Origin of the sequence: Streptomyces chryseus, assembly GCF_014650755.1 — a bacterium.
GTDB lineage: Bacteria > Actinomycetota > Actinomycetes > Streptomycetales > Streptomycetaceae > Streptomyces > Streptomyces chryseus.
In genome coordinates this window covers 143,123-159,219 of the sequence record NZ_BMVO01000003.1, presented here as the reverse complement: position 1 = coordinate 159,219, position 16,097 = coordinate 143,123, and the positions used below count along the sequence as shown (strand labels likewise).

General features: G+C 71.7%; 12 protein-coding genes. 3 read left to right on the top strand and 9 right to left on the bottom strand.

The window, feature by feature from the left end; translation table 11 throughout:
* Window positions 1-46: 46 nt before the first annotated feature.
* The 3 genes from IE185_RS07360 to IE185_RS07350 all read right to left on the bottom strand — a co-directional run bounded on the left by IE185_RS07360 (window position 47) and on the right by IE185_RS07350 (window position 4,405).
* Window positions 47-241: an acyl-CoA carboxylase subunit epsilon gene (locus IE185_RS07360; protein WP_138894013.1), complete on the bottom strand. Its 195-nt coding sequence runs from the start codon at window positions 239-241 to the stop codon at window positions 47-49.
* A 25-nt stretch (window positions 242-266) separates the two neighbouring features.
* Window positions 267-1,850, bottom strand: a complete 1,584-nt coding sequence (locus tag IE185_RS07355; protein ID WP_138894014.1) for an acyl-CoA carboxylase subunit beta — start codon at window positions 1,848-1,850, stop codon at window positions 267-269.
* Window positions 1,851-2,014: 164 nt separating this feature from the next.
* Window positions 2,015-4,405, bottom strand: a complete 2,391-nt coding sequence (locus IE185_RS07350) for a polysaccharide lyase 8 family protein (RefSeq protein WP_189714830.1) — start codon at window positions 4,403-4,405, stop codon at window positions 2,015-2,017.
* A 315-nt stretch (window positions 4,406-4,720) separates the two neighbouring features.
* On the opposite strand from IE185_RS07350, the gene IE185_RS07345 reads away from it, so the two are divergent.
* On the top strand, window positions 4,721-5,947 hold the full coding sequence (locus IE185_RS07345; RefSeq protein ID WP_189714829.1) for a beta-1,3-glucanase family protein: 1,227 nt from the start codon (window positions 4,721-4,723) through the stop codon (window positions 5,945-5,947).
* Window positions 5,948-6,075: 128 nt separating this feature from the next.
* Window positions 6,076-6,696: a YceI family protein gene (locus tag IE185_RS07340; RefSeq protein ID WP_138896246.1), complete on the top strand. Its 621-nt coding sequence runs from the start codon at window positions 6,076-6,078 to the stop codon at window positions 6,694-6,696.
* Between the two features lie 255 nt (window positions 6,697-6,951).
* On the opposite strand, the gene IE185_RS07335 is transcribed toward IE185_RS07340, so the two are convergent.
* From IE185_RS07335 to ureA, 6 genes are all read right to left on the bottom strand, one after another.
* The gene (locus tag IE185_RS07335) at window positions 6,952-8,274 is read right to left on the bottom strand and encodes a hypothetical protein (RefSeq protein ID WP_138896247.1); all 1,323 of its coding nucleotides are present in this window, start codon (window positions 8,272-8,274) and stop codon (window positions 6,952-6,954) included.
* A 115-nt stretch (window positions 8,275-8,389) separates the two neighbouring features.
* Window positions 8,390-10,006 carry a citramalate synthase gene (gene cimA / locus IE185_RS07330; protein ID WP_138896248.1) on the bottom strand — a complete coding sequence of 539 codons (1,617 nt, stop codon included), beginning with the start codon at window positions 10,004-10,006 and terminating at the stop codon, window positions 8,390-8,392.
* A 368-nt stretch (window positions 10,007-10,374) separates the two neighbouring features.
* Window positions 10,375-11,007 (bottom strand): TetR/AcrR family transcriptional regulator, encoded by a 633-nt coding sequence (locus tag IE185_RS07325; protein ID WP_138896249.1) that lies wholly within the window; start codon window positions 11,005-11,007, stop codon window positions 10,375-10,377.
* A 43-nt stretch (window positions 11,008-11,050) separates the two neighbouring features.
* The gene (locus IE185_RS07320; protein WP_138896250.1) at window positions 11,051-12,082 is read right to left on the bottom strand and encodes an agmatine deiminase family protein; all 1,032 of its coding nucleotides are present in this window, start codon (window positions 12,080-12,082) and stop codon (window positions 11,051-11,053) included.
* Between the two features lie 9 nt (window positions 12,083-12,091).
* Entirely contained in the window at window positions 12,092-13,780 is a 1,689-nt protein-coding gene (locus IE185_RS07315) for an urease subunit alpha (RefSeq protein ID WP_138896251.1), read from the bottom strand.
* Window positions 13,777-14,481, bottom strand: coding sequence for an urease subunit gamma (gene ureA / locus IE185_RS07310; RefSeq protein WP_138896252.1), 705 nt, complete (start codon window positions 14,479-14,481; stop codon window positions 13,777-13,779). Before ureA ends, IE185_RS07315 begins: the two co-directional genes overlap by 4 nt.
* 141 nt (window positions 14,482-14,622) lie before the next feature.
* On the opposite strand from ureA, the gene IE185_RS07305 reads away from it, so the two are divergent.
* Complete coding sequence (locus tag IE185_RS07305) at window positions 14,623-16,065, top strand: cytosine permease (protein WP_138896253.1); 1,443 nt, start codon at window positions 14,623-14,625, stop codon at window positions 16,063-16,065.
* The last annotated feature ends 32 nt before the right edge of the window (window positions 16,066-16,097 follow it).

Sequence of the window (16,097 nt, the reverse complement as noted above, 5' to 3'; positions counted from 1 at the left end):
AGTGGACGGGGGCCTTCGTCGTACGTGCCGGGAAAGGCGGTGGGGCTCAACCCTGCCAGCTGTGCGGGGCGCGGAAGCCCGGGGTGCGCTCCAGGCGGCGCCAGCCGGCCGTGGAGCGGCCGTGGTGGGCCGGGGCCTCGTCGGAGCGGTTCGCGGCGCGGGCCATCAATACCGCGGTGATCGCGGCCAGTTCCTCGGGCTCGGCGTGGCCCTTCTCGACGCGCAGCAAAGACTCGTTCACTGAGGTTCTCCTCTTCGTCGCAGGATTACTGCGGGGGGTTGCCGTGCTTGCGCGACGGCAGGTCGGCGTGCTTGCTGCGGAGCATGGCGAGGGAGGCGATCAGCACCTCGCGCGTCTCGGCCGGGTCGATGACGTCGTCGACCAGGCCGCGCTCCGCGGCGTAGTAGGGGTGCATCAGCTCGGCCTTGTACTCCTTGACCATGCGGGCGCGCATGGCCTCGGGGTCGTCGGCGTCGGCGATCTGCTTGCGGAAGATGACGTTCGCCGCGCCCTCGGCGCCCATCACCGCGATCTCGTTGGTGGGCCAGGCGTAGGTGAGGTCGGCACCGATGGACTGGGAGTCCATGACGATGTACGCACCTCCGTAGGCCTTCCGCAGGATCAGGGAGATCCGGGGCACGGTGGCGTTGCAGTAGGCGTACAGCAGCTTGGCGCCGTGGCGGATGATCCCACCGTGCTCCTGGTCGACGCCCGGCAGGAACCCGGGGACGTCCAACAGGGTGACGATCGGGATGTTGAAGGCGTCGCACATCTGGACGAAACGCGCGGCCTTCTCGCTGGCCTCGATGTCGAGGACACCGGCCAGCGACTGCGGCTGGTTGGCCACGATGCCGACGACCTGGCCGCCGAGGCGGGCCAGGGTGCAGATGATGTTGGTGGCCCAGCGCTCGTGGATCTCCAGGAAGTCGCCGTCGTCGACGAGCTCCTCGATGACCTTGCGCATGTCGTACGGGCGGTTGCCGTCGGCCGGGACGAGGTCGAGGAGCACGTCGGAGCGACGGTCCTCGGGGTCCTCGGACTCGACGGTGGGCGGGTTCTCGCGGTTGTTGGACGGCAGCATCGAGATCAGGTAGCGGACCTCGGCGATGCAGGTCTCCTCGTCGTCGTACGCGAAGTGCGCGACGCCCGAGGTCTCGGCGTGCACGTCGGCGCCGCCGAGGCCGTTCTGGGTGATCTCCTCACCGGTCACGGCGCGGACGACGTCCGGGCCCGTGATGAACATCTGCGAGGTCTCGCGGACCATGAAGACGAAGTCCGTGAGGGCCGGGCTGTACGCCGCGCCGCCCGCGCACGGGCCGAGCATCACCGAGATCTGCGGGATGACACCGGAGGCGCGGGTGTTGCGCTGGAAGATGCCGCCGTAGCCGGCGAGCGCCGAGACGCCCTCCTGGATACGGGCGCCGGCGCCGTCGTTCAGGGAGACCAGCGGGGCGCCGGCCGAGATGGCCATGTCCATGATCTTGTGGATCTTCGTGGCGTGGGCCTCGCCCAGCGCGCCGCCGAAGATGCGGAAGTCGTGGGCGTAGACGAAGACCGTACGGCCCTCCACCGTGCCCCAGCCGGTGATGACACCGTCGGTGTACGGCTTCTTGGCCTCCAGGCCGAATCCGGTCGCCCGGTGCCGGCGCAGCTGCTCGACCTCCTTGAACGTACCCGGGTCGAGCAACAGCTCGATGCGCTCACGGGCGGTCAGCTTGCCCTTGGCGTGCTGGGCTTCGGTCGCCCGCTCACTGGGGCCGCGGCGGGCCTGCTCGCGCAGCGCGAGCAGTTCGGCCACCCGGCCACGGGCGTCGGTGGGCTCGCTCGGCGTCTCGTCCAAAACGGTCATGTACCGACCCTACGGAGGAGTACAAGAAAAACAGGCCGTCGACTCTTCACAGTCTCCGGCCCGTTCTCCTGTCACCACTGAACAGAACCATCCGGCTATGCAGCCTAACTACCAGCTCAGAGCCGTCGGCCGTTGTGGAGGTCCGACAAGGACGTGGCGCGCGGTCAGCTGAGAGCCACCTCACAGCGGTGGCTCGCGCCGGCCGTTCCCGGCGTGACGCGAAGCCTCAGGGTACGGCCGGTGGACAGCACCTCGACGGAGGGGTCCTTCGAGACGACGCGGGCGCCTCGGTGCGCCCACGTGACCTCCAGCGGCTGCCCGGTGCGCGGCGGCTCGCTGACGGCGAGGGTCGCGGTGCGGCGCTTCTTCCGTACGAGCACACTCGCCGGGGCCGACACGGTCAGCCGTTCCACCGTGCCCGGCTGCCAGAAGTTGGCGGCCGTGACGCCCAGGGAGCGGATCGCCACCGCCTGGACGGCGCTGGTGTTGGCGAGCGTCCTCAGCCAGCCGGTGTCGGCCGCGCGGGCGGCGACGGTGCGGCGGGAGGCGCCGGGCATGAGGAGGTAGGCGTAGCCGGCGTCGACCGGATCGATGCCGTGGTCGAGCCAGAGGGTCTGGTAGCGGCGGGTACGGCGTTCGGTGGTGCTGGTGGTGTTGATGTCGCTCCAGGAACCGGTGCGGTCCTCCCGCAGCGTCTTCAGGTCCGCGCCGGCCGCTGCGGGGAAGACCCAGCCGCCGTGGCCTTCGAGGTGGGCCCAGCGGGGGGCGGCGCGCCCGTCGTCGACGGTGAGAGTGTTCGTACCGGCTTCTCCCAGCATGCGGTTGTCGACGATCGTCTCGGCGGGTACGCCGTCGGTGGAGGTGATGCCGGCGCCGAGGCAGACGAGGGCGTCGGCCACGCAGAACCACGACTTGCGGGCTTCGAGGGTGGAGCCGAGGCCCTTGAGGTGCTGGCCGACGGCGGCGAACTCGCCGTCGGTCGCACCGCCGACCCACCGCACGGCGGGCTTGGGGGCGCCCCATTCGCCGCCCGCCCGGTCGGCGAGCCGCCGGGTGGACACGGTGGTGCCGGGCAACCGGTAGAAGTCGACGGTCGGCCAGAACCAGTTGGTGTACTGATCGTTCTCCCGCTCCCCCGGCCACCAGTAGAGCATTCCCGCCCCGGTGTGCCAGCCGCGCGGGTTCTCGCCGTTGCCGCACTCGTAGTACGAGATCCGCTCCGAGGCCATCGAGATCCCGGCCGCCCAGCCGGGGCGGCGGTGCACGGCCCGGTCCATGGAGGCGAAGAGCTTGTGCGCGACGGGCTCGGGGGCGGCGGGCACGGGCGAGGCGGCGACGGCGTGCAGCCGGGAGAGGTCGGCGACGTTGAACTGGGGCGCGGTGAGCAGGGGCGTCGTACGGTCGCGTTCGATCCAGCCCTTGACGATCGCGGTCCAGCGCTCCCGCTCGGCCGCGGACGCGCCGCCGGCGAGCAGCGGGACGGCGGCGATGAGTCCCTGGCCGTGGAAGTGGTCGCTGCGCATGACCTTGCGGTCGTCGCTCCTGAGGTAGCCGCGGCTGATGGCGCGGCCGTTGACGCTGTCCATCATCAGGCCGTTGTAGATGAGGGGCGCGTACGCGTTCTCGACCGAGTCGAGGATGATCTGGCGGTTCGGGTCGGTGACGGCCCAGGTGGAGCCCTCGAGGAGGGTGAAGAGCCGGCCCAGCCCGTCGAGCATGACCTGGCCGTACGTGCCGGAGTAGGCGACCCAGGTGTGCTGGACGAAGGAGCCGTCGACGTACAGTCCGTCTCCCTTGGTCACGTATGGGAAGACGGGCGACAGGGCGTCACGGGCGAGAGCGACCTTGGCCGGGGCGCGGCCGAGGACGCCGCGCAGCGCGACGGAGCGGCAGAGGTCGACGCGGTTGGCGCCGGTGCTGGTGCCGGAGTAGTTCCTCAGGACGGCGTCGGGGACGAAGTGGTCGACGGCGGCGCAGGCGGCTTGGCGCTGGGCGTCGGTGAGCCGGTCGTGGAGGGCGGCTGCGATGTCCATGAGGAGCCGGGGACTGCCGATCTGCCACTCCCACCAGTTGCCGTAGCGGGTGGTGGAGGGGTTGTAGACGCGGGCGGAGAGGTGGTCGAGGCCGCGGAGGACGTCGGCGAGGAGGCCGGCGTCGGCGGTGAGGCCCGTGCCGGGCTGGAGGTAGGCCTGGGTCATGGTCCACAGGCGGCTGTAGCTCTGGGTTATGCCGGCGGGCGGGTCGAAGGGGTGGCCGGGCCACAGGGAGGCGTCAGCGGGGGCCATGGTGGCGCGGAAGCCGGTGGCGAGGCGGCCGGTCTCCTTGAGGCGCGAGGCGTAGGGCTCGGCGGCCGGGTCGAATCCCGAGCCGAGGGAGAGTTCGACCCACCGCAGGCGCAGCACGTCGAATTCGTCGGCGGCGGGGCCGGCTTGGGCGAGGGCGGCGCGGGCGGGGGCTGCCTGGGCGGGCGTGGGGAGGCCGAGTGCGGTGGCGGAGGTGGCGGCCGCGGCGGTGGCGAGGAAGGCGCGGCGGGACCAGGGGGATGCGGGCGGCACGTGGACCTCCGGGGGCTGGGGTGGTGTAGACCTGTGCCCGCTGGTCTAGCACGGGGCTCCGCGCCCGTTCAATGGCTGTGCGGCACTTGATGGAAAGCGCTTGCGCCCGGCGATTGGCGCGGAGTGCGGGGAAGGGGGCGCGGGTGGCTTGCGGCGCCGCCCCTGCACCCTGCGGCGATGGGGGCGTCGTGCGGGCGGGGCGCCGGCCACCGGTCCCGGCGCAGAGCCTGAGAGCGCTCTCAGGCACAAGCCTTGACGCCCGTCCCGGCGGTCGCGGACAGTTGAACTCCCCCCACAACAACAGGAGTTCACCTTATGCTTACCCGTCGCATCTTCCTCGCAGGCGCCACCGCGGCCACGACAGTGCTCTCCTCCCCCGCCTGGGGAAGCGCTCTCAGCCCGCAGGCCGCCGCCGCACCCACCACCTGCGAACTGGCCCTGGCGAACAAGTCGCTGCCGGGAACGGTCCACGCGTACGTCACCGGTCACGAGCAGGGCACCGGCCGCTGGGTGCTGCTGCGCCCCGGCGGGGGCGTGTACTACCCGCAGTCCCCCGCCGCGCCCCAGACCCCGCTCCCTGTCGACTGCGCCATTCCGCTGCGTCCGGCAGGCGCGGGGCCAGTGGTGCTGACGCTGCCTCAGATGTTCGGCGCCCGGGTCTACTTCGTACGCGACGGCAAGCTGGACTTCTTCGTGAACCCGGGCCCCGCCCTGGTCGAGCCCGCCTTCGCGACCTCCACCGACGCCAATTACGGCCGCACCTGGTCGTTCGCGGAGTTCACCTTCAACCCGCAGCAGCTCTACGCCAACATCAGCTATGTCGACCTGGTGACCGCTCTCCCCATCGGCCTCACCCTCACCGGCGACGCCACCCACACTGTCGCCCCCCTGCCGGCCGGCGCGCTGCAGAAGACGGCCGACGCGCTCGTGGCGCAGGCCGCCCGGGACGGGAGGCCGTGGGACAAGCTGGTGGTCCGCGCCGCGAACGGCTCGGTCCTGCGGGTGATCTCCCCGCAGAACCTCATGGCGCCGCACTTCGACCGCCCCGGCCAGATGCCGCTGCGCGACGCCTTCACCGGGTACATCGACCGCGTCTGGGAGAAGTACCGCACCACCGACCTGCGGATCGACCTCCAGGGTGGGCGCGGCGTGCGCGTGGGCCGGGTCAGCGGGGGCGTCCTGAACTTCACCGGCGGCCACAGCTTCACCAAGCCCACCTCGAAGGACGTCTTCACCTGCAACCACGGGCCGTTCACCAACAACCCGGGCGACCCGGACGACCGCAAGGCGCTGCTCGCCCGGCTGGCGGCGGGCTTCAACCGCACGACTCTGCTCACCCACCCCGACCAGCCGAACGGCCCGGCACCCACCGACTACTACCGCGACCCGTCGACCAATCACTGGGCACGCGTGGTCCACGCGCACACGCCGATCGGCTACGCCTTCCCGTACGACGACGTCCGTCCGGACGGCCGGCCGGACGTCTCGGGCGCCGCCCACGACGGCAACCCGCGTCGCTTCACGCTGACGGTCGGGTCGTAGCCGGGGCGGATCGCGCCGCGGCTGAGGGCTTCCACAGGCCCCTTCCGCGCACTTGTTGAAACTTGAACGGAATGGGTCTACAGTCGTTCTCGTTGAAGGTTCAACCAACTTCGAAGGAGTTCGTCATCATGGGTCTCTTCAGCCGCGGCACCGCCACCACGACCGCCGTCCCCACCACCCCGGCCGCCGTCGACCCGGCGCTGGCCGCCCTGACCGGCGAGTACAGCATCGACCCGGCGCACAGCAGCATCGGCTTCACCGCCCGGCACGCCATGGTCACCAACGTCCGCGGCTCCTTCCCGGACTACGCGGGCACGCTGGTGCTCGACGGCGCGAACCCGGCCGCCTCCACCGCCTCGATCGACGTGAAGATCGGCTCGATCGACACCGGCAGCGCCGACCGGGACAACCACCTGCGCAGCGCGGACTTCTTCGACGCCGAGCAGTTTCCGCTGATGACCTTCCGCTCCACCTCGGCCGAGGCGCTGGGCGGCACCGACTACCGGATCACCGGCGACCTGACCATCAAGGGCGTCACGCGGCCGCTCTCCATCGACCTGGAGTTCAACGGCTCGGCCACGGACCCGTTCGGCAACGAGCGCGTCGGGTTCGAGGGCAAGGCCGACATCCTGCGCTCCGACTGGGGCCTGACGTGGAACGCGGCCCTGGAGACGGGTGGCGTGCTGGTCAGCGACAAGATCAAGCTGACCTTCGACATCTCCGCCGTGAAGAGCGCCGCGACCTCTTGACTCGGGAGGAATCGGGAGGACAATTCCATATACACCGGAAAACCGGAGCGAGCCGCACGGTCGGCGGAGACGTTCACCGACTTGCGTGACGACCCACTCGCAGGTTCTGGCCAGGCCCCCGGCAGATCCCCCCGGCCCCGGAGTACCCAGCGACGGCTGGGCCTCGCGGGAACGGGACGGACTACCGGGGACTGCTTGTGTCCGGGGCCGCCCGGACGGTACCCGTGGGCGCCGGCCCCGGACGGCCACGGCGGCCTAGAAGCCGCCGCCGCCGACGTCGCCGCCCCCGAAGCCACCGCCGAAGTCGCCTCCGCCGCCGAAGTCCCCGGAGTTGAAGTCGCCCCCGGAGAAGTCGCCGCCCTCGTAGCCGCCGGCGCCCGGGTCCGCGTAGGCCGGGGTGGAGAGCATCGAGCCGAGCATGGTGCCCATCAGCAGGCCGGGCAGGATGCCGCCGCCGTAGTAGCCTCCGATCCACGGGGCGTACGCCGGGCCCGCCTCCCAGTACGGACGGCGGCCGTCCGCCGTCTCGACGGTGCGGGACATCGGGTCCTGCCCCTCGGACAGCCGGGTGGCGTCCGCCGCGCACACCGGCACCAGGCGCGTGTGGCCGCCCGCCGGAGCCCAGTCGACGTCGGTCGTGGAGGGTCCGTGGCGCGGGTCGAAGAAGCACGGCGGCCGGCGTTCCGGAAGCGGGGCGCCCTCCCGGCGCGCGGCGAGCACGGCGAGCGAGAAGCGGCCGTCCTCCAGCGCGTTGGTGACCCCGCGGGCCTCGTCGGCCTTCGTCGCCCTGGCCATGGCCGATTTGGCCTTCTCGTACGCGTCCAGGGCACGCTCGTAGTCGGCCCGCATCGCGTCGTCGGCGCCCGGTTCGCCGGGATGGAAGTCCAGGCGCTCCAGGGTCTCGCCGAAGGCGGTGATGTCCTCGTCGACCACCACGCGCACCTTCTCCAGCGCGGCCCGCTCGCGCTCCGCCCGGCGCCTGCGGCCGCGGTTCGCCACGAGGAGGACACCGGCGGCTCCGGCGACCAGCACCACGCCGAACGTCACCAGACCGACGACGGAGGACGGCCCGCTCTGCGCGCCTTCCCAGGTGCCCGGGGCGTCGCCCCGCGCCTGTTGGAGGGCGTCGTCGACGAAGGTGTTCAGCTGGGTGACGGCGTCGCTGCCGCCCGCGGGCTCCACGGAGGCGGTGAGGTTGCCTACCGCCTGACGCGACATCACGGCGGGGTCGGCGCCCGCGTCGAACCCGTCGCCGAGCCGGACGGCGTACACCCCGGTGATGCCCGTCTTGGTCCGCAGGTCGGCGAGCAGGCCGTCCGGCGGGAACTGTTCGTTCTGCGGGAGCACCGCGACGAAGACGGGCTTGTCGGCGTCGAGGATCTTCTGCTCCAGCGCGTCCGCCTCACGCGGCGGCAACTGGTCGCCCGCGCGTTGATCGACGTACACCGGCCCCTGGCGCAGCGCGTCCGCCGCCGCGTCGAGTCCCGTGGCCGCCTGCGCGCCCGGCGCCATGGCGAGTACGGCGGCCGCCACCGAGAGCAGCAGCCCTGACAGGGTGGAGAACGGTCGTGTCCTCATATCTAAAAGCTACCCGAAAGGGTGCATTTTAGGACAGATGTGTTTGCGGAAGCGCGACCGGCGGACCGGCGGGGTGCCCCGGCCGGCGCGCCACCCGCGCCCCTCCCGCCGCCGACTACTCCGCGGGCGCGACGCCCGCCTTCAGCAGGCCGTACGTGTACGCGTCCTCCAGGGCCTGCCAGGAGGCGGCGATGACGTTCTCGCCGACTCCGACCGTGGACCAGTCGCCCTCGCCGTCGCCGGTGGTGATCAGTACGCGGGTGGTGGACTCGGTGCCGTGCGTGCCCTCCAGGATGCGGACCTTGTAGTCGAGCAGTTCCAGCTTGGCGAGCGGCGGGTAGATCCGCTCCAGGCCGACGCGCAGGGCCCGGTCCAGGGCGTTGACCGGGCCGTTGCCCTCCGCCGTGGCGACGATCCGCTCGCCCTTGGCCCACAGCTTCACGGTGGCCTCATTGGCGTGGGTTCCGTCGGGGCGGTCCTCGACGATGGCCCGCCACGACTCCGTACGGAAGTAGCTGAGGGCGCGGCCCTCGGCTTCCGCGCGCAGCAGCAGCTCGAAGGAGGCGTCGGCCGCCTCGTAGGTGTAGCCCTTGAGCTCCCGCTCCTTGACACGGGCGACGACGCGGCCGACCAGCTCGCGGTCGTTGCCGAGGTCGACACCCAGCTCCTTGCCCTTGAGCTCGATGGAGGCGCGGCCCGCCATGTCGGAGACCAGCATCCGGATGTGGTTGCCGACCAGGCCCGGGTCGATGTGCTGGTAGAGGTCGGGGTCGACCTTGATCGCGGAGGCGTGCAGGCCGGCCTTGTGCGCGAAGGCGGAGACGCCGACGTACGGCTGGTGGGTGGAGGGCGTCAGGTTGACGACCTCGGCGATGGCGTGCGAGATGCGGGTCATCTCGGCGAGCGCGCCCGGCGGGAGCACCTGCTTGCCGTACTTCAGCTCCAGGGCCGCGACCACCGGGAAGAGGTTGGCGTTGCCGACCCGCTCGCCGTAGCCGTTGGCGGTGCACTGGACGTGGGTGGCGCCCGCGTCGACGGCGGCGAGGGTGTTGGCGACCGCGCAGCCCGTGTCGTCCTGGGCGTGGATGCCCAGGCGCGCGCCGGTGTCGGCGAGGACGGTGGCGACGACGGCCTGGATCTGGGCGGGGAGCATGCCGCCGTTGGTGTCGCAGAGGATGACGACGTCGGCTCCGGCCTCCGAGGCCGCCCGTACGACCGACTTCGCGTACTCGGGGTTGGCGCGGTAACCGTCGAAGAAGTGCTCGCAGTCGACGAAGACGCGGCGGCCCTGGGCGCGGAGGTGGGAGACCGTGTCGCGGACCATCGCGACGTTCTCGTCGAGCGTCGTGCGCAGGGCCAGTTCCACATGGCGGTCGTGGGACTTGGCGACCAGGGTGACGACGGGTGCGCCGGAGTCCAGGAGGGCCGCGACCTGCGGGTCGTCCTGTGCCCTCGCGCCGGGGCGGCGGGTGGCGCCGAAGGCCACGAGCTGCGCGTTCTTGAACGTGATCTCGGCCTTCGCGCGGGCGAAGAACTCGGTGTCGCGCGGGTTGGCGCCGGGCCAGCCGCCCTCGATGAAGCCCACGCCGAAGTCGTCCAGGTGCCGGGCGATGGTCAGCTTGTCGGCGACCGTCAGATTGATGCCTTCGCGCTGGGCGCCGTCGCGCAGCGTGGTGTCGAAGACGTGGAAGCTGTCGTCGGAGAAGCTGTCGTCGGGGCCTGAAGTGGTCATGGCTTTCTGGACTCCTGTCGAGTGGAAGGACTGGCTCCACTTGCCCCCATCATCGCGCGCCTCGCCCCGGCCGTGATGGGGCCGGGAAACGAAAAAACCTCTCGCGGGTGCGAGAGGTCTGCGCGCGGGTCTGGGGCACGGTGGCCGCGCCGTACGTGGTCGTACGGGAGCGGTCACTGGGGACCGGCGCGCCTGCTGCCCATAATCACGGCGAACGAGAACACGAGGGCAGTCTGGCACGTTCGCCGTGGCGTGGTACTCCCGTCTCACGATGCGGGCGGGCAGGTCCGCCCGTCGCGCGCCCACGTCGTGACGGTCGGTCCGGTGGTCCGGCCCGCCCGGCTTCACGTCGGTACGCGCGCCCGGCCTCAGTGGAGCGTCTCGTCGAGGAACTCGCCGATCTGGGCGAGGACCTGGGTCCGCTCCGAACCGGGCAGCCCCATCGCCACATGTGTGCTGAAGCCGTCGAGCAGCGCCCGTATCCGGGTCGCGAAACGGTCGGCGTCCACCACCGTGCGCAGTTCGGAGCGCGAGGCGCCCTCGACGAGCAGGGCCACCAGGTCACGGTGCCAGGACAGCTCGATGTCGAGGAGCCGGGACCGCGCCTCCTCGTCGACGGCGTGCGAACGGTTCCAGAGTTCGAGCCACAGCGCCCAGTGCGGATCGCGCGGCCCCGCCGGCACGTACAGGTCGACGTACGCGTCGAGGCGCTCGCGGACCGGGACCTGGCGGGCGAGCGCGGCCCTGCGGTCCATGCCCAGCTGCTCCTCGCTCCATTCGAGCGTCTGGAGGAGCAGTTCGTCCTTGCTGCGGAAGTAGTAGAGCAGGTGGCCACTGCTCATTCCGACCTCACGACCGAGCCCGGCCATGGTCAGCCGCTCCAGCCCGTGCTCGGCGATGCTCGACATGGCGGCGGCGAGCACCGTCTCACGGGGCGGGGCGGCGTTGCGACGGCGGGACGGCGGCTTGGCGGCCCCGGAATCAGCACCGGACCCGGTCATGAGGCGTTCACATTCACTCGTATGTTTTACCCGATCTGCCCGATCACCTGTGCGTCGCGGGCTGCTGCTGGGTGATGCAGTGGATGCCGCCGCCGCCCGCGAAGATCTCGCGGGCGTCGACCAGCGTGACCGTACGGTCGGGGAAGAGGCCGCGGAAGATCTCGGCCGCCTCCTCGTCGCGCGGGTCGTCGAAGGCGCACAGGACCACGCCGCCGTTGCACAGGTAGTGGTTGATGTACGAGTAGTCGACCCAGTCGCCGTCGACCTGGACCTTGGCGGGCGCGGGCACCTCGATCACCTTGAGCGGGCGGCCCTTGGCGTCCGTCTGGGCGCGCAGCAGCTCGACGTTGGCCTTGCACGGCTCGTGGTCGGGGTGTGACGGGTCCGGCTGGGTGTGGGCCAGGACGACACCGGGCGCGGCGAACGCGGCGACGATGTCGATGTGGCCGAGGGTGCCGAAGCCGTGCGGCGGGTAGTCGGTGGTCAGGCCGCGCGGCAGCCAGATCGCCTTGGTGGTGCCGAGCTTGGCGTGGATCTCCGCCTCGACCTGTTCACGCGTCCACCCCGGGTTGCGCTCGGGGCCGAGCTGGACGGTCTCGGTGAGCAGGACCGTGCCCTCGCCGTCGACGTGGATGCCGCCGCCCTCGTTGACGAGCGGGGAGGAGAGCACGGGGACACCCGTGAGATCGGCGATCGCGCCGGCGATCTTGGAGTCGTGCTCCCAGGTGGCCCAGTCCTGGGCGCCCCAGCCGTTGAACACCCAGTCCACGGCGGCCAGTTCACCCGTCTCGTCGTCCTTGACGAACGTCGGGCCGATGTCGCGCATCCACGCGTCGTCGAGCTCGCGCTCGACCAGCTCGATGTCCGGGCCGAGCAGCTCACGGGCGCCCTGCGCCTGTCCGGGACCGCAGACCACGGTGACCGGCTCGTAGGCGCGTACCGCGCGGGCGACGCCCGCCCACGCGGCGCGGGAGGCGGCCAGCTCCTCCTGGTTGGAGAAGGTGACGTTGGGGCCGGGCCACGCCATCCAGGTGCGCTCGTGCGGGGTCCATTCGGCGGGCATGCGGTAGGTCATGGGGGGTCCTTACAGGAAGTAGAGACGGTTGAGGGAGACGGAGTCGGCGGGTTCCGAGCGCAGCGGGTCGCCGTCGAGCGTGACCAGTCCGCTGTGTCCGTCCACCCCCACCTGTCCGATGCGGGAGTTCAGGCGCAGGTCGGCGGGGCCGATGCCGCGCGTGCCGCGTACGGCGACGCGGCGCCGGCGCGTCGGCATCAGGTCGTTGCCCTGGTCGAGGGCGGCCTGTGCGACGAAGGCCACCGAGATGTCGGCGGGCGTCGCGCCGTGCGCACCGAACAGCGGTCCGAGGACCAGCGGTTCGCAGGTGTCGGTCGCCGCGTTGGGGTCGCCGGTGACGCCGTACGCCGGGAAGCCCGACTTCAGGACCATCTGCGGCTTCGCGCCGAAGTACTGCGGCCGCCACAGCACGATGTCGGCCATCTTGCCGACCTCGATCGACCCGATCTCGTGGGCGAGACCGTGGGCGATGGCCGGGTTGATGGTCAGCTTCGCCATGTAGCGCAGGACGCGGGCGTTGTCGTCGTCCGGGCCGTCGCCCTCCATCGGGCCCAGCTCGGCCTTCATCTTCCCGGCCATCTGGAAGGTACGGCGCACGGTCTCGCCCGCGCGCCCCATCCCTTGCGCGTCGGACGAGGTGATGCCGATGGCGCCCAGGTCGTGCAGCACGTCCTCGGCGCCCATCGTCCCGGCGCGGATGCGGTCGCGCGCCATGGCGGCGTCGCCGGGCAGGTCGGTCTTCAGGTCGTGGACGGAGACGATCATCCCGTAGTGCTCGGCGACCGCGTCCCGCCCGAAGGGGAGGGTGGGGTTGGTGGACGAGCCGATGACGTTGCGTACGCCGGCCATCTTGAGGACGTTGGGGACGTGCCCGCCACCGCAGCCCTCGATGTGGAAGGCGTGGATCGTACGGCCTTCGAGCACGGAGAGGGTGTCCTCGACGGAGAGGCACTCGTTGAGGCCGTCGCTGTGCAGGGCGACCTGTACGTCGTGCTCCTCGGCGACCCGCAGCGCGGTGTCCAGGGCGCGGGTGTGCGCGCCCATGTCCTCGTGGACCTTGAAGCCGGACGCGCCGCCCTCGGCGAGCGCCTCGACGAGCGGGGCGGCGTCGGAGGACGAGCCGCGCGCGAGGAAGCCGATGTTGACGGGCCAGGCGTCGAAGGCGCCGAAGGCGTGGCGCAGGGCCCAGGGCGAGTTCACGCCGACGCCCCAGACCGGGCCGAACTCCTGGCCGATGATCGTCGTCACGCCGGAGGCGAGCGAGGCCTCCATGATGCGCGGCGAGAGCAGGTGGACGTGCGTGTCGACGGAGCCGGCCGTCGCGATCAGGCCCTCGCCGGAGACGATCGACGTACCGGTGCCGACGACGACGTCGACGCCGTCTAGGGTGTCCGGATTGCCGGCCCGCCCGATGGCGTGGATCCGGCCTTCCTTGATGCCGATCGACACCTTGCGGATGCCCTGCGCCACGTCGATGACCAGCACGTTGCTGATCACCACGTCACAGGTCTCGCGCACGGCGGCGGCCTTGAGGTGCAGCCCGTCGCGGGCCGTCTTGCCGAAGCCCGCGAGGAACTCCTCGCCCGGCTTCTGCGCGTCGGACTCGACGCGCACGGTCAGCCCGGAGTCGCCGAGCCTGACCCGGTCCCCGGCGCGCGGGCCGTGGACGGCGGCGTACTCGTGCGGATCGATGCTCATGCCTCAGCTCCTCCTTCGGGCCGTGCTCCCAGGTAGCCGCAGGCCGCGGCCCTGCGCAGGGCCTCTTCCTTCGCGCCGGGCGCGTCCAGCGGGCCGTCGACCAGGCCCGCGAAGCCGATCGCGACCCGGGCGCCGCCGATCGGGACCAGGCCGATCTCGGCCTCGCCGCCCGCGTCGAAGCGGACGGAGGACCCGGCGGGCACACACAGGCGCATGCCGTACGCCGCCGAGCGGTCGAAGTCGAGGCGGGGGTTCGCCTCGAAGAAGTGGAAGTGGGACGTGACGCTGACGGGGACGGCCGCCGTGTTGCGTACGGTCAGCCGCACCGCCGGCTCCGGCTCCGCGTCGGCGGGGCCGGGCAGGACCGCGCCCGGGGCGTCGTCGCCCAGGGTCGCGCCGCCGCCGATCGGGGACGACACCACCGCGAGCCGCGAGCCGTCGTCGAAGACCGCCTCCACATGCACCTCGGTCACCACATCGGCCACGCCCGGCAGCACGTCGTCGGGGCCGAGCACGGACCGCGCCGCCTCGATCGCCTCCGCGAGCCGCCGCCCGTCGCGGGCCGCCTCGCAGACCGTGTCCGCGATGAGCGCGGTCGCCTCGGGCACGTTGAGCCGCAGCCCGCGCGCCCGGCGCGCACGCGCCAGCTCGGCGGCTCCGAACAGCAGCAGCCGGTCGCGTTCCGTCGGGGTCAGTCGCACGCCGCCACACCTCCAAGAAGTTTAGAACTTCACTCTAACCATGAGATTCACGCGTCGGAAACATTGACGCGTCACCTTGAGGCAAGTCACATTGAACAGCACTCAAAACTTTGTTGTCCGGCGGACCGGGAGGACCCAGCCATGCCGATAGAACAGCGCGGAGTCGACACCATCCCCGACGAGGAGCGCACCAGCGGGCCGCGCGACCTCGTCTCCCTCCTTCTCGGCTCGAACCTCTGCCTCGGCGTCGTCGTCTTCGGATGGCTGCCGCCGTCCTTCGGCCTGGGCCTGTGGCCCTCGGTGACCTCGATCCTCGTCGGCACCCTGGCCGGAATCGCGGTCACCGCACCGCTCGCGCTGATCTCGCTGCGCACGGCCACCAACCTCTCGACCTCAAGCGGCGCCCAGTTCGGCGTACGCGGCCGGCTCGTCGGTTCGGTCGTCGGCCTGCTGCTCTCGCTCGGTTATACGGCGCTCACGCTGTGGATCGGCGGCGACGTGATGGTCGGGGCCCTCTCCCGGCTCACCGGCCTGCCGGACGGCGGGGCCTCCCGCGCCGTGATGTACACCGTGCTCGCGGGCGCCACCGTCGTCGCCGCGGTGTACGGCTACAGGCTGCTGCTGAGGCTCAGCAAGGTGCTGTCCGTCGGCATGGTGCTCCTGCTGCTGGCCGGCGTGTACGCCTACGCGGGCGACTTCACCACCGCCGCGCCGCCGGACACGCCGTACCTCCTCGGCTCCTTCTGGCCCACCTGGCTGCTCGCCGCCGTCGCCGCCGGACTGAGCGGCCCGGTCGCCTTCATCACCCTGCTCGGCGACTACACGCGCTACATCTCGCCGCGCCGCCACACCTCGCGCAAGGTCCTGTGGGCGACCTGTCTGGGCCTGCTCCTGGGCCTGCTGGTCCCCCAGCTGTTCGGCACGTACACCGCCCTCGCCGCCCGCGCCGGTCTCGACTACGCGGGACCGCTCGTCGAGGCCGCGCCCTTCTGGTACCTGGCGCCGCTGCTGCTGGCGGCCTCCGCCGGGTCGGTCGGCAACGCCGGCCTGATGCTGTACTCGATGGGCCTCGACCTCGACGCGATCCTGCCGCGTGCGACGCGCACCCGGGCCACCGTGATCGCCGCCGCCGTCGCCACCGCGTTCGTCTTCGTCGGCTCCTTCGCCTGGTCCGTGCAGTCCGCGATGACGTCGTTCGTCCTGCTCCTGACGGCCATCGGCACACCGTGGGCCGTGATCTCCCTGATCGGGTACGCGCGCTGCGGCGGCCAGTACGACGCGGACGCCCTCCAGGTCTTCAACCGCCGCGCCAAGGGCGGGATCTACTGGTACCGCTCGGGCTGGAACATCCAGGCCACCGTCTCCTGGGCGCTGGGCGCGGCGGTCGGCCTCGCGGCGGTCTCGACGACGGTGTACGAGGGTCCGCTGCTGGCCCTCACCGGCGGCGTGGACTGCAGCTTCATCCTCTCGGGCCTGGCGGGCGGAGTCGCGTACGCGGCACTGACGGCGAAGGCCGGGACGGCCGCGCACCCCGCCGCCGAGCCCCTCGCCGAGGCCGAGACCGAGACGCCCGCTGTGGCCTAGACGCCGGCCGCCCGCCGCATAGCGCGGCGCCC

Coding starts and splice junctions, on each gene's coding strand:
- IE185_RS07355 (WP_138894014.1), bottom strand. CDS start 1,850: ATGACCGTTTTGGACGAGACGCCGAGCGAGCCCACCGACGCCCGTGGC.
- IE185_RS07345 (WP_189714829.1), top strand. CDS start 4,721: ATGCTTACCCGTCGCATCTTCCTCGCAGGCGCCACCGCGGCCACGACA.
- IE185_RS07340 (WP_138896246.1), top strand. CDS start 6,076: ATGGGTCTCTTCAGCCGCGGCACCGCCACCACGACCGCCGTCCCCACC.
- IE185_RS07335 (WP_138896247.1), bottom strand. CDS start 8,274: ATGAGGACACGACCGTTCTCCACCCTGTCAGGGCTGCTGCTCTCGGTG.
- cimA (WP_138896248.1), bottom strand. CDS start 10,006: ATGACCACTTCAGGCCCCGACGACAGCTTCTCCGACGACAGCTTCCAC.
- IE185_RS07325 (WP_138896249.1), bottom strand. CDS start 11,007: ATGACCGGGTCCGGTGCTGATTCCGGGGCCGCCAAGCCGCCGTCCCGC.
- IE185_RS07320 (WP_138896250.1), bottom strand. CDS start 12,082: ATGACCTACCGCATGCCCGCCGAATGGACCCCGCACGAGCGCACCTGG.
- IE185_RS07315 (WP_138896251.1), bottom strand. CDS start 13,780: ATGAGCATCGATCCGCACGAGTACGCCGCCGTCCACGGCCCGCGCGCC.
- IE185_RS07305 (WP_138896253.1), top strand. CDS start 14,623: ATGCCGATAGAACAGCGCGGAGTCGACACCATCCCCGACGAGGAGCGC.